This window comes from Variovorax sp. PDC80 (assembly GCF_900115375.1).
In the GTDB taxonomy this organism is placed as follows: domain Bacteria; phylum Pseudomonadota; class Gammaproteobacteria; order Burkholderiales; family Burkholderiaceae_C; genus Variovorax.
Window position 1 is genome coordinate 216693 of sequence record NZ_FOWG01000001.1, and the last position, 12064, is coordinate 228756.

The window sequence follows — 12064 nt, forward strand, 5'->3', positions numbered from 1 at the left end:
TAGCCGCTGTGAAGAAAGTACTCTTGACCGATTTCGCGTGGCCTGACACCCACATCGAGGCCCAAATCATCGGCGCAGCCGGCTTCGAGTTGGTCTGCGGCCCAGCCTCGCCCGTAGCCGCCGAGGAGATCGCGAGGCTGGCACGCGGCCACCAGCCCGCGGCTATCCTCACCTGCTGGGCCCAGGTCAACGCGCAAGCGATCGCGGCGGCCCAGGACCTTCGCATCGTGGCACGCCTGGGGGTAGGCCTGGACAACATCGATGTTGCTGAAGCCTCACGACGCGGCATCCTCGTGACGAACGTTCCAGACTACTGCGTCGAGGAGGTCTCCGATCACGCCCTGGCACTCGTTCTCGCCTGGTCGCGCGGCATCGCACGACACGGACTGGAGGTGCGGCAGGGGCACTGGGAGCCCGGCTCTGCACGGCTGAAGCGCCTGTCCGAGCTCACTGTCGGCATCGTGGGCTTCGGCCGCATCGGACGCCGCACGGCGGAGAAGCTGCGCCCGTGGGGCTGCCCGCTGCTGGTCAACGACCCCGGCAAGGTCAAGGACCCTCATGTCCGCCAAGTCGATCTCAACGAACTGCTGAGCAGCAGCGATGTGGTCATCATCCACGCTCCACTCACGCCAGAGACCCGCGCGCTGTTCAATGCCGCTCGGTTCGCGCTGATGCGCCCCGGCGCGCTCGTGGTGAACGTGAGCCGTGGTCCGATCGTCGATACCGGCGCCCTCGTCCATGCGCTCGCATCGGGGCATCTGGGCGGTGCCGCGTTGGACGTCCTGGACACCGAGCCGGTGGTTCCCCAGGCGCTTGCCGAATTGCCGACCGCTCTGCTCACACCCCACATTGCGTTTTCCTCCGACGCATCGCTCGTCGAGCTGCGCCGTCGCGCCTGCGAAGAAGTCGTTCGTGTCTTGAACGGGCAGCCGCCGCACCATCCCATGAACCAGCCACAGAACTCAGCAAAGCCATGAACACCAGTATCCGCACGATTCGCGCGAGGCAAATCCTCGATTCACGGGGCCGCCCTACCGTGGAAGTGGACGTCGAACTCGAAGACGGTTCGCTCGGACGCGCCTCCGTTCCCTCGGGCGCGTCCACAGGCGCCTCGGAAGCTCACGAGCTGCGCGACGGCGATCCTGCTGCGTACGCCGGTCTTGGCGTGAAGAAGGCGGTCGCGAACGTCAACGGCGAACTCGCCCGTGCGCTCATCGGCTTCGATGCCATGGACCAGGCGGAAGCGGACCGACGCCTGCGAGAAATCGACGGCACACCCAATCTCTCGCGGATCGGTGCGAATGCGATCCTTGGCGTCTCGCTTGCTCTATGCCGCGCAAGCGCGGCCTCTTCACGACAGGCCTTGCATGAGCGCATCGCCGTTCTTGCAGGCTGTCGCCGCCCGGTCATGCCCATGCCCATGGTTAATATCCTGAGTGGTGGCCTACACGCAGGTCGAGGCATGGACGTGCAGGACTTCCTTGCTGTGCCGGTGGCCGCCAAGTCCATCGAGGAAGCGATTGCGCAGGTCGCCAAGGTCCGATCCGCTGCGGGCGAGCTGATGGCCGAGCGGGGCTTGCCTACACTGCTAGCCGATGAGGGGGGCCTAAGCCCTGGCTTTCGCACGGGGCGCGATGCCCTGCTACTGATGGTGGAGGCTTTTAGTAGAGCGGGGTTTCGCCCCGGCGTCGACATGAGCATCGCGATCGATGTGGCTGCCAGTTCGCTGAAGGCACACGGGGGGCGCTACGCGCTGAGCCGCGAGGGCCGGGTGGCCACAGCGCACGAGATGGTTTCGATGCTCGGGGAATGGGTCGCAGAGTTTCCCGTGTGTTCGATAGAAGACGGATTGGACGAAGAGGCCTGGGGCGATTGGGAGCTGCTCACCTCTAAGCTCGGCTCCCGTGTCCAGCTTGTAGGCGACGATCTTTTCACCACGAATTTTGAGCGCCTGCAAAGAGGCGTCGAATCGAAGGTGGCCAATGGCATTCTCGTGAAGGTGAACCAGAATGGCACCCTCACCGGCACGCTGCAGGTGATCGCGCGCGCGAGAGAGGCGGGCTACGCTGCTGTGATTTCCGCGCGGTCCGGAGAGACCGAGGATTCGTTCATTGCGGACCTGTCAGTGGGCACGGGTGCGGGCCACATCAAGATCGGCTCCGTACGCTGCTCGGACCGCCTCGCCAAGTACAACCAACTGCTGCGCATTGAAGAGTCTACGCATGCGCCCTTTGCAGAGATGTCTGCCTATCAAGCATGGAACGGAGATCGCGAGTGATGGAGCCAGACGAAGGGGTGCGGCAGTTCTTCTTGCGGGCCGGCCTCGGCCAACCGGGCGAACCTGTGCAATGGACGCCTTTGGCTGGGGGCGTGTCGTCCGACATCTGGCGCGTGAAGACGCCGGCGCGTGAAATCTGCATCAAGAGAGCGTTGCCCAAACTCAAAGTTGCGGCCAACTGGGAGGCCCCGGTCTCGCGCAATGCGTTCGAGTGGGACTGGCTGCAATTTGCGGCGAAACATGTGCCACAGGCAGTGCCCGAACCCCTCGCCCATGATCCAGTGGAAGGCCTTTTCGCCATGGCATTCCTTCCCGCCGAGGACTATCCGCTGTGGAAGGCGCAATTGCTCGCAGGACGAGTGCAGGCGACCACTGCCGCTTCGGTCGGAAGCATCCTCGCCAAGCTGCACAGCGCCAGTGCAGCCGATCCGTCCACGCGGTCGCGTTTCGACACGACGGACAACTTTTACGCGCTGCGCCTGGAGCCCTATCTCATGGAGACCGGCAGGAAGCACCCGGAGCTTGCGCCTCATCTGTCTGCGCTGGTTGAAACAACGGCGGCGACGCGCCATGCGCTCGTGCACGGGGACGTCAGCCCCAAGAACATCCTGGTCGGCCCGGACTCTCCGGTGCTGTTGGATGCCGAGTGCGCTTGGTTCGGAGATCCGGCATTCGACCTGGCTTTCTGCCTAAATCACCTCTTGCTCAAGTGCCTTGTGAGGCCGGCGCAACGGGGCCCGCTGCTGAACGCGTTCCATGCGCTGCGCGCGAGCTACCTCGCCAGCGTGGACTGGGAGCTTGCCACGAATGTCGAAGCACGCGCGGCGGCCCTTCTGCCGGCTCTCTTGTTGGCCCGAGTCGATGGCAAATCGCCGGTGGAGTATCTAACAAGCGAACGCGCCAAGGACCTAGTCCGAGCTTGCGCGGTCCCGTTGGTACGCCAGCCCGCCGCGGCACTGGAGACAGTACGGGCTGCCTGGCAAGCGATTCTTGAATCGCAGCCACTGTAACTATCCCATCCTCAACCTAAGTTTTGCCCTCGCAGGTTAGTGTGCCGATTATCGGTGGCGGGCGAATGGACGTCGCGTTCCGAATGTTGATGTCCTTTCGGATTGACTCGGCTTTTTCGGGCAAGTGCGGTCTGTGCGACGGCTAGGCGCTTCGACTTCCCAGTTTCTGGAGTCGAGTAGCCTCGCCTGCTAGTGAGACAGCCCGTGGCGGTGGACGTGATGCCTGCGGATTGCCCTGCAGTCGTTCGGTGTGCACGCCTGGGCGACGACAGAGGCGTTGCCCTGTCCGTTGCTGTGCCGCGAGTTCGCGACTTTTCAAATGTTCGGGCCCCGCTGCCGACCCAGGTCCCAGGTTACGCCGCTGCCACGCACTATCGCAGTCATGCGCTGTCCCATGCGCTGCTCGATGACTGGTTTCCACGGTACGAGGCTAAAACCTATGCCGTCATCGAGCATTGCAAAACGCCCGCTAGGGAGTTGCACGCTGCGTCGGTAGATGCCTGAGACGCGTTCGCCATCGGCCACCGGCCGGTAGTACAGCCCCGTCTTGCCGGCAATCCCTCGGGCAGCCGCATCGAGATCTCGTTGTCGAAGCGTCGCGAGCAAGTTACGCGCGAGGACCAGGCGCGCACCGCGCCGCTCGGCAAGTCCCTGTTCGATGAGGAAGTCGGAACGCTGGCGCAGTGCCGCGCGGAGTTCGCCGCCAAAGCCCTTGTTCGCGATGTCGGCCGCTGCGCCGATCAACTGCCGGTCCAGCCAAGTCGCGCCAATCACGCGCGTCTGGCGTTCGATCGGGAGGTGCGAATGCAGCGTCACGCTACCGCCGACCAGGCGCTGCGCGTCGTGCTGTCGCGCCCGCTCGGGCAGGTCGGCCGGCACGCGCCAAGCGCCCCCGGGGACGCGCTCGACCAGGCCGGTGCGGCGCAGCGCTTCCAGGCGGCGCACGTGCGCGGCCACGGTCTCCTGAGGATCGCCGCCGCGCGCGGGCTGCGCGCGCAGCGCCGCAAGGTGATGTTCGGTGCGATACAGGCCGTCCTCGGCGAGCCCGACGATGGTTTTGTCCACGGCGCGTGCCTCAGCCGCGCTGCGCGCTTCGACCACGGCACCGGCTGGGAACTGTTCAAGCTCGGTGCCGGCCGGTAGCGCGATGTAGTGCGCGCGGCCGTCGATGCCGTCGAGCACAAGGTAGCTGCGCTCCTGCAACTCGTCCGCCAGGCCCTTGCCGGCTACTCGGCCCACCACCGGCGATGCGCCCTCGCCTGGCGTGAAGACCACCATCTCGCGCCGCTGCGACCCGAGCGCGCGCTGCATGGTCCGCACGATGTCGCCCCGCTCGCCCATAGCGCGTAGCGTGGGCTCGATGTCTGGCCGCAGCCGCCAGCGGTCAACCCCGTCCGGCTCCGCCAAGCCCATCGCCGTGAGCCGCTGCAGCCGGCCGATCAGCAGCGTGCGTGGCTGGCGGGCGGCGTCGCTCGCCGACAACTCCACCCCGTGGTCGCGGGCTTGCTGCTCCAGGATGCGGTCCAGGCTGGTCCAACGCTCCTGCTCCACCTCGCGCAGCAGGCCCTCGCGGATCTCGCGCTCCGTGCGTGGCCCGAGCCATTCGGTCGCCAGCTCGGACGCACGCTGGCGCATGCCGTGGGCGATGTAGTCGCGCGCGATGATCAGGTCCTGGCCGGTCTGGTCGCGGCCGCGCAGCACGATGTGCGTGTGCGGGTTGTCCGTGTTCCAGTGATCGACGGCCACCCAGTCAAGCGAGCTGCCCAAGTCGCTCTCCATGCGGGTCATCAGGTGGCGCGTGTAGCCGCGCAGGTCCTCGAGCTGCTTCGCGTCCTCGGGCGAGACGATGAAGCGGAACTGGTGCCGGTCGCCGCGCCCGCGCTCCTCGAAGTCGGCCAGGTCCGCGTGGTCGATGGTACGGCCGTAGGCGTGGCCCTTGCTGCCGTCGCGGTCCACCCGCTCGCGCTCGATGTAACGCAGGTGCGTCTCCACCGAGCGTGCGCCAGCCTGCTTGAGCACCACGTAGCGGGCCTTTATGACGACGCGGCGCGCGCCGGGCCCGAGTCGCCGGCCGGAAGTCTGCGCTGCGACGTGGCCGCGCCCGAGCTTGGCGGCGCTGCGCGCGCCGGATCGCATGGGCTGCGGCTTCGCGCCGGCCTTGCTCGCCTCGCGAAGCACGCGGTTGACGAAACGCTGGCCGCCGCCCGGTTGGCGCGCCTTCGGCGGGCCCGGCCGGACGCGGAAGCGGTCGTCGTCCCGCGATGTCATCGCGCCCGCTCCGGCGCAGCAAGGCGCATTGCGGCGCAGGCGACACGCGAAAACGCCAGCGCTGGCGCGCAATTCCCGCCGCTTGCGGCACGCGGCCGGCCGAAGGCCGTGCCGCGCCAACCCCCGTGCAGACAAGGCCCACGGCAGCCGCGCGTGCCGTGCCCTTCTATCTTGCCCTCCGTCTTTGCCGATCGCTGGCGCGACCGGCCCCGACGGTCGGTCCGCGATCGCCTGCACGGACGAAGCGCGTCAGCTGCAGGCTGCGCGGCAAGGCGCGTGCAACCCGCCTGCACGCAAATCGGCAACGCTGATGCACTGAGGGCGGCAGTCATCGCGTGCCCCAGGTCCACATCGGCTGCGCGCGGCCGAGCACGGCCGCCACGTCGATGGGACCGAAATACCGGCTGTCGAAGGACGCCGGATTCGTCGCGCTGAGCAGAAACAGCTCGCCAGCGCGCAGCGCGCGGCAGTGCGACCACAGCGGGAGGCCACGGCCCAGGCCATCGGCCTCGCGCGCGCGAGCCACTTGCACGTCGTCAACGTAGATGGTGCGCTGCGCGACGCACACGCGCTGCGGCGCCGTCGCGCCGATGCGCTTGAGCAGCGGAATGCGCTCGGGCAGATAGCCACGCTGCGCAGCGAGCGCGGCGGGCTCGGGCGGTAGGCGGGCCAGCACGATGTCGCCGACGTGCAGCGCATCGGCCACCGTCTCCGCCGATTCAATGCGATACCAGCCGCGCGGCACGCTGTCGCTGGGGTTGTAGACCCAGCGCGCGGCGGGCGCGTGCAGCGCCGGCGCGGCGAGCGCAGCGATGCCGAGGGCCGCGCACAGCGCGAGCATAAGGCGAGGCGCGCGCAGGCTCACCGCAAATCCTCCCCGCGCAGCCAGGCCGTATGCCGCTCGGTGCCGTAGGCCGGCAGCGGTTGGCGTGCCGCGAGGCGGTTGCCAAGCGTGCGCCAATACGCGGGCGCAGCCTGCGTTGGGTCGATGGCGAGCGCTTCGATGGCGTCGATCTGTTGCAGCACCGCCTGCACCCTCGCTTCGCCTTCGGCGCACAGCAGCAGCTGCGCGCCGGGACGAACGCCAGCGATGCGCTGCATGCGCTCGCCCGGTGTACAGGCCTGCAGCACGATGAGCTGCCAGCGCGTCGTGCCGTAGTCGTTGGATTCCCAGCGCACACGGCAGAAGACCGCGCCGGGTGCGAAGCTCGCACAGCGCCGCCAGCGGTCCAGGCGCAGCTCACGTAGCGGCCGACCGAAGCGCAGGTACAGGTTGATCCGGTGCTCGACGTAGGCGAGCGAGACGCGCGTGAGCGGCGGATCGCCCGGGGAGGCGGCCGATGCCACCGACAGGTGCGGCGGCAAGTCCATCGGCGTGTCCACAGACGCGTCCGATGGCACGCTCGCCGGCGAGGCAACGGCCGGTCGAATGGTCGATGGCGATGCGTTCATGGCCGTTCCTCTGGGAACTCGCGCTCCAGCAGCGCGCGCAGCATGTCGGCCACCGTGATGCCGCGCGTGAACGCCGCGACCTTGATGCGCCCGCGCAGCGCCGGCGTCACGTCCAGCGTGAGTCGCGCGGTGTAGACCTCGCCACGCGCGAGCGCGTCGAGATCGTTGGCTTCACCGACACGCACCCAGGCTTCAGCCTGTGGGTTGGCTGGCGGCCGTTCGCCAATAGGTACGCGCTGCACGCGCTTGCCGTTCTTCATGGCTGGCCGCTCCGCAGCACCTCGGCGACCAGCGCGGCGACCTCGCGCGCGGCCGGGGAGTCGTCGTCGACCTCGCGCACGAGCCGGCCGGCTGCCACGCTGTCGGCGAAGGCGATGCGCTGGCGCACCTCGGCCGACAGCGCGGGCAGCGGCTGGTCGGCGAGAGCGCCACGCGCTTCGCGGCCAATCACGGTGGTGCTAACGCGCCGGTTGATGACGAAGGCCGCGCGAAGCGCCGGCCGGAACACCTGCGCTTCGCGGATCAGCGAGACCATCTCCGCGCTGGCCCACACGTCGTATGGACTGGGCTGCACCGGGATCAGCACAAGGTCGGCGGCGAGCAGTGCGGAGCGCGCAAGTGCCGCGATGCGAGGCGGTCCGTCGATGACGACGTGATCGGCGCGGCGCGCGAGTTCTGGCGCTTCCTGGTGCAGCGTCTCGCGCGCCAGGCCGACGGCGCCGAACAGGCGCGGCAGGCCGCTCTGGCTGCGCCGCTGCGTCCAGTCCAGTGCCGAGCCCTGGGGGTCGGCATCGAGCAGCAGGACGTTCGTGCCAAGCAGGGCCAGTTCGCCGGCCAGATGCGTGGCGAGCGTCGTCTTGCCGACCCCGCCCTTCTGGTTGAGCAGCGCGATGATCACGGCGCGCTCCTCGCAAGCATATTGGCGGACCTGTCTTGCGCCTTCTTCCTCGTGGGCCTTGCGGCGTCCTTCGCGCGGTGCGTGCCGGCTGCGTGCCGTGCGTCGCCGTGGCTTTTCCACAGCGCGAGGCCCTCTCCTATCGTTAGGTTTTTATTGAATACGTTAGATACGTTAGGAGGCGCGCAAGTCCGCGCAACGCAAGGTTTTTTCGACCATCGGCACGCCTGATAGCACGAGCGCGCTGCGCCTGATAGCACGAGTGCGCGCACGCCTGATAGCACGAGCCCGTTCACCGGCTGTCCACAGGCCATGCGCCGTCGCCGAAGCTGCCGCCGGGGCGCAGCGGTGCCGTGGACGGCACGGGACGGAAGGCCAGCACTTCCGGGCCGCGGCGCGAGCGCAGGATGGCGAGTGCGTAGCCCGGTAGCGGCTGGCGCACGACGATGCGCCGCAGGTCGCAGGCGAAGTCCGCGAAGCGGGCCAGACTGCCGGACTTGCGGTGCAGATGCATGAAGTCGAAGCGCCAGCCCTCCGGCTGCCAGCCTGCATGCTTGCGCACCAGCCGGTACAGCCACCGCTCGATGCCGCCCGACAGACGAAAGTAGTTCGCGTCGATGGTGAGCACCAGGCTGTCGTCCATCACGCCCGCGTAGAACCAGTCGGGCAGGATCAGCTCGATGCCCAGCGGCCTGCCCTGCCCGTCCGCTCGCTCTTTCCACTCGTTGATCCACGAGAAGCGGTGCAGCCGCCGCGCGTTGGGCTGGCGGATCGAGGTCGCCACGCTGGTGGACTGCAAGCGGTCGAGCGCAGCCTTCAGGCGCTGGTAGTCGCGCAGCGACGTGCCGCGGCCCACGAAGCGCAGGATCTCGTGCGGCGTCGCGGCCATCAGTCGCGAGCTGCGCAGGCCTGCATCGCGGGCCTCGACGATCTGGCTGGCGGCCCAGATCAGGATGTCGGCATCCCAGATCGTCGCGATGCCGTGCTCGGCCGTGCCCTCCACACGTACCGTCACCGGCCCCGCGCGGAAGTCGATCGGCACCGTGCGCCGGCTCTTGGCGAGCGAGAAGAACGGGTAGGCCATCAGGTCCTGCACGTCGCGCGCGGGCATCTCGCCCGGCATGGCATGGAACAGTTCGAGCTGCTCGCGCTGCTGATCGCGCGGGGCGGCCATTGACTGCGGTGTCCATGACGATCAACGCCCGCTGTCGCGGCGCGCGCCGCGCAGCTCGACGTACTCGGGGTCGCAGGTCGCCTCGAAGCTGCGGGCGTCGGCCCAGGCTTCCAGATCGGACAGCGCGTACATCACGCGCCGGCCGAACTTGCGAAAGCGCGGCCCGCCACCGATCACGCGCTGCTTCTCCAGCGTGCGCGGCGACAGTCGCAGGAAGGCGGCCGCCTCGTCGTTGGTGAGGTAGCGCGACAGCGCCGAGGTCGGCGCCGTGGTTGCGTTGGTCGACGCCGGCTGGGGCGTCAATGAAGGTGCGGCCTGGGGCCGCAGCGCAGCGGGTCTCATGGGATGGGCCTCCGTCGGTGCGTGTCACCGACGGGCGAAGCGCCGCCGGATAGAGGCAGTCTCAGGAAAGCCCGGCGTTCCGAGGACGGACGTTCGAGCGTCAGCCTGAACGTCCGTCCCCGGCCGCTTCGATCTGGAGCAGACGCCGGTAGCCGCCGTCCACAAGCGCCAAGCCGCGGCGCGCGAGTCTGCGTACCTGGGCACGCATCTCGCCCAGGTCGTGCCAGCGTTCGGCTACCACCGCCGCGCCGAACATCGCCTGGGCGATTTCGCGCTGTGTGGCGCCCGCGGCCAAGCCGTCGAGCGCCTGCAGGCTGCGCATGTGCAGCAGCGCGATGCGGTCCGGTCGGTCGTGGGCGTGGGCGGCGGCATGGATGGGCCGCTGCGCGGCGTCGCGGCCGTAGTAGGCGTCGAAGCGCTCCATCGTGGCGGCCGCGGCGCGCCAGCGCTCGCGCAACCGCGCGCCGGCGGCCAAGCCATGGGCGTAGGCCATGCCGTGCTCAAGCGAAGGCGAGAACGCGACGCGCAGCGTGCCCTCGGGGCGATAGGCGGTCAGCTGCAAGCGCTGTCCGTCATGCACGAGCTGCCTGCGACCCGGGATGCCCCACAGCGCGAAGACCGGCGCATCGGGCGCCGCGGCCGCGTCAGGGTGGAGTTGCGGCAGGCCGTCAGGATCGGGCAGCCATGCCGGCTGCGCGTAGCGCGCATCGCGTGCGGGGTCTTCCAGCATGCGCAGGCCCCAGGGGGCCGCGTGCGCGGCTTCGTTGGCGCTGCCGCACGCATGCCGGCCGTAGTCGGCCCGGTACTGCGGATTGCGCCGCAGATATTCCCAGGCCAGCGCCGGCCCGTCCAGCGTCAGGGCGTAGAGGTACGCGGCCGCCGGATGCCAGTCGTTCGCACGTGCGCCCATATCGAGACCTCCTTGCTCGCAGGTGGCGCGACGGGCGGCAGTTCGGTCAGAGCGGTAGCGTGCTTGTCTCGGTGTTGGATGTCGGGATCGGAATGGCAGGCGATGCCGCTTGCGGCCGCCCTTGCGCCGCTGCATCCATGATAAAGGAGCGCGCCTACAGCCCGCGACACGTCCGACCGATGCCCGTTTCAGTCGTTGATCGAGCCGTCGGCCTCGGCGCGGCGCAGGTATTCGGACAGCGAGCGCTTTGGCACGAAGTGCGTATCGCGCAGCACCGGGAGGTCGCGTGGGCCGCGAATGCTTTGCAGGTCGGACAGCCGCACGTGGTCCAGGCGCGGCGCGCCCATGCCAAGGTCGCACAGGCCGAACGCCGTGTCTTCGTCGTGTGGATCGAGTTGCACGAGCAACCAAATGGCGTGCGCATCGGGCGTGAACAACTTGACCACCGGCCAGGGATCGGTTTGCGCACCGCTCGCCGCTGCGTTGCCGTTGTCGAGCAGTTGCCTGCGCTGCTCCTCGGTGATGAGCGCGGTCACCAACACCCTCTGCGAGCGGCACGACCGCCCTGAAACGATACGACGATCAACCGCTGCTTGGGTGCAGCGGGCGTAGAACGGTGTCTTGTGCAGGCCATCATGTGCTGGACTCAGGGTCAGCATAAAGCGCGCCAACGGGATTGCAAGCGAGCTAACCCGCAAAAATGAGCCCTATAGATTGTAGCCCTATAGATGTCCATGCGGTGTCATCTTGGACTTGTCCTAAGTCCATTGATGACTCTGAAGAACTCATTTCCCACTGCGCTCCGTTCCCTCCGAAAATCCCGTGGCCTGAGCCAGGAAGCATTCTCGGAGGTATCGAGCCGCACGTACATGAGTTCGCTCGAACGGGGCATCAAGAACCCGACGCTCAGCAAAGTGGACGAGCTGTGCGCGGTGATGCAGGTCCATCCGCTGACACTGCTGGCCTTGGCCTACGGGCTCGACGCCAAGGGCGCGGACAAGCTGCTCGCGCGGGTGCAGCGCGAGCTTGCCGCCCTTCAGGACGGCCAGGCCTGATCCGGGCCAAGGTGGGCGCCGCCGACAGCGACGCCCGCAGCGCCTGTTACGTCACGATGCGCCCGGCCAGGCGCGCCTCGCGCGCGTAGACGCTCAGGCGCTTCTCGGCACGGAAGTACAGGTCGCGCTCGACCGGCAACCCGAGAGGGCCGCGCACGGCCGCCAGCTCGGCTAGGCTCAGCTAGCCCAACTCGGGACATCCCAGGCCCAGGTCGCACAGCCCGAACGCATGGTCCGGCTCGTTGGGTCGATCTCGGTCAGCAGCCAGCTCGCGCCGGCGTCCGGCGTGAACAGCTTAACCACCGGGGCGGGGTCGAAGCCCGCCTCTTCGAGGGATTGCCGGCCGTTGGCCCGCAGCACGGTGCGTTGATCGTCGGTGATGAGTGCGATCATGGTCTTCTCCTTGGAAGGAATGCGCGAGCGGGATTGCCCGGGACCGCGGAGAAGCACGGCGCAGCGCAGCCGTCAGGGTTCGGCAGACGGCCGCTGGCCGCCGGCGTGGCGCAGCAAGCGCAAACCTTGACGGGGAGAACGGCGTGATACGGTAGGCGGAACTGCATGCCTGCCCTGTCTTCAGCAATTGCTCGTTGTTTCTGTCGCATCAGAGGCGCGCGTGGGTCTGCGCTTCGATGCGTAAGGGCCAATTGCTGGCCTCGGCGCAGTGCAGTCTCTGGAAGGAA

Annotated in this window: 13 protein-coding genes and 1 pseudogene; 4 read left to right on the forward strand and 10 right to left on the reverse strand. The window is 68.2% G+C overall.

From position 1 onward, the window contains the following. The first annotated feature begins 23 nt into the window (after nt 1-23). From BM109_RS00955 to BM109_RS00965, 3 genes are read left to right on the forward strand one after another with little or no spacing between them, the layout of a single operon-like run. Nucleotides 24-977: a C-terminal binding protein gene (locus BM109_RS00955; RefSeq protein ID WP_256222245.1), complete on the forward strand. Its 954-nt coding sequence runs from the start codon at nt 24-26 to the stop codon at nt 975-977. After that, nucleotides 974-2278, forward strand: coding sequence for a phosphopyruvate hydratase (gene eno, locus BM109_RS00960; RefSeq protein ID WP_093339725.1), 1305 nt, complete (start codon nt 974-976; stop codon nt 2276-2278). Before BM109_RS00955 ends, eno begins: the two co-directional genes overlap by 4 nt. Next, nucleotides 2278-3288 carry a phosphotransferase family protein gene (locus tag BM109_RS00965; protein ID WP_093339728.1) on the forward strand — a complete coding sequence of 337 codons (1011 nt, stop codon included), beginning with the start codon at nt 2278-2280 and terminating at the stop codon, nt 3286-3288. Before eno ends, BM109_RS00965 begins: the two co-directional genes overlap by 1 nt. A 315-nt stretch (nt 3289-3603) precedes the next feature. Here BM109_RS00965 and BM109_RS00970 read toward each other — a convergent pair whose 3' ends face one another. The 9 genes from BM109_RS00970 to BM109_RS01010 all read right to left on the reverse strand — a co-directional run bounded on the left by BM109_RS00970 (nt 3604) and on the right by BM109_RS01010 (nt 10865). Beyond that, nucleotides 3604-5556 carry a relaxase/mobilization nuclease and DUF3363 domain-containing protein gene (locus BM109_RS00970; protein WP_093339730.1) on the reverse strand — a complete coding sequence of 651 codons (1953 nt, stop codon included), beginning with the start codon at nt 5554-5556 and terminating at the stop codon, nt 3604-3606. 328 nt (nt 5557-5884) lie between these two features. Then, entirely contained in the window at nt 5885-6397 is a 513-nt protein-coding gene (locus BM109_RS00975) for a S26 family signal peptidase (RefSeq protein WP_093339733.1), read from the reverse strand. Nucleotides 6398-6417: 20 nt separating this feature from the next. Beyond that, nucleotides 6418-6927, reverse strand: coding sequence for a DUF2840 domain-containing protein (locus BM109_RS00980; protein ID WP_093339735.1), 510 nt, complete (start codon nt 6925-6927; stop codon nt 6418-6420). Nucleotides 6928-7004: 77 nt separating this feature from the next. Then, complete coding sequence (locus tag BM109_RS00985) at nt 7005-7268, reverse strand: chromosome partitioning protein ParB (protein ID WP_093339738.1); 264 nt, start codon at nt 7266-7268, stop codon at nt 7005-7007. Next, nucleotides 7265-7906 (reverse strand): ParA family partition ATPase, encoded by a 642-nt coding sequence (gene parA / locus BM109_RS00990; RefSeq protein WP_093339741.1) that lies wholly within the window; start codon nt 7904-7906, stop codon nt 7265-7267. Before parA ends, BM109_RS00985 begins: the two co-directional genes overlap by 4 nt. A gap of 289 nt (nt 7907-8195) precedes the next feature. Continuing rightward, a complete protein-coding gene (locus BM109_RS00995) occupies nt 8196-9077 on the reverse strand; it encodes a replication initiator protein A (protein ID WP_093339744.1) in 882 nt (293 codons plus the stop codon). Nucleotides 9078-9098: 21 nt separating this feature from the next. Continuing rightward, on the reverse strand, nt 9099-9419 hold the full coding sequence (locus BM109_RS01000; protein ID WP_093339747.1) for a helix-turn-helix transcriptional regulator: 321 nt from the start codon (nt 9417-9419) through the stop codon (nt 9099-9101). A 100-nt stretch (nt 9420-9519) separates the two neighbouring features. Continuing rightward, a complete protein-coding gene (locus BM109_RS01005) occupies nt 9520-10329 on the reverse strand; it encodes a DUF2285 domain-containing protein (protein ID WP_093339749.1) in 810 nt (269 codons plus the stop codon). A 188-nt stretch (nt 10330-10517) separates the two neighbouring features. Beyond that, a complete protein-coding gene (locus BM109_RS01010; RefSeq protein ID WP_093341196.1) occupies nt 10518-10865 on the reverse strand; it encodes a DUF2958 domain-containing protein in 348 nt (115 codons plus the stop codon). Between the two features lie 234 nt (nt 10866-11099). On the opposite strand from BM109_RS01010, the gene BM109_RS01015 reads away from it, so the two are divergent. Beyond that, nucleotides 11100-11384 carry a helix-turn-helix domain-containing protein gene (locus tag BM109_RS01015; protein ID WP_093339751.1) on the forward strand — a complete coding sequence of 95 codons (285 nt, stop codon included), beginning with the start codon at nt 11100-11102 and terminating at the stop codon, nt 11382-11384. A 46-nt stretch (nt 11385-11430) separates the two neighbouring features. On the opposite strand, the pseudogene BM109_RS01020 reads toward BM109_RS01015, so the two are convergent. Continuing rightward, nucleotides 11431-11777 (reverse strand): annotated as a pseudogene (locus tag BM109_RS01020) (DUF2958 domain-containing protein). Nucleotides 11778-12064: the final 287 nt, after the last annotated feature.

What these genes read in the sequence shown, in the direction of transcription:
- BM109_RS00980 (WP_093339735.1), bottom strand. Translation starts at nt 6,927, where the DNA reads ATGGACTTGCCGCCGCACCTGTCGGTGGCATCGGCCGCCTCCCCGGGC.
- BM109_RS01005 (WP_093339749.1), bottom strand. Translation starts at nt 10,329, where the DNA reads ATGGGCGCACGTGCGAACGACTGGCATCCGGCGGCCGCGTACCTCTAC.
- BM109_RS00965 (WP_093339728.1), top strand. Translation starts at nt 2,278, where the DNA reads ATGGAGCCAGACGAAGGGGTGCGGCAGTTCTTCTTGCGGGCCGGCCTC.
- BM109_RS00975 (WP_093339733.1), bottom strand. Translation starts at nt 6,397, where the DNA reads ATGCTCGCGCTGTGCGCGGCCCTCGGCATCGCTGCGCTCGCCGCGCCG.
- BM109_RS01000 (WP_093339747.1), bottom strand. Translation starts at nt 9,419, where the DNA reads ATGAGACCCGCTGCGCTGCGGCCCCAGGCCGCACCTTCATTGACGCCC.
- BM109_RS00995 (WP_093339744.1), bottom strand. Translation starts at nt 9,077, where the DNA reads ATGGCCGCCCCGCGCGATCAGCAGCGCGAGCAGCTCGAACTGTTCCAT.
- BM109_RS00985 (WP_093339738.1), bottom strand. Translation starts at nt 7,268, where the DNA reads ATGAAGAACGGCAAGCGCGTGCAGCGCGTACCTATTGGCGAACGGCCG.
- BM109_RS00970 (WP_093339730.1), bottom strand. Translation starts at nt 5,556, where the DNA reads ATGACATCGCGGGACGACGACCGCTTCCGCGTCCGGCCGGGCCCGCCG.
- BM109_RS01015 (WP_093339751.1), top strand. Translation starts at nt 11,100, where the DNA reads ATGACTCTGAAGAACTCATTTCCCACTGCGCTCCGTTCCCTCCGAAAA.
- eno (WP_093339725.1), top strand. Translation starts at nt 974, where the DNA reads ATGAACACCAGTATCCGCACGATTCGCGCGAGGCAAATCCTCGATTCA.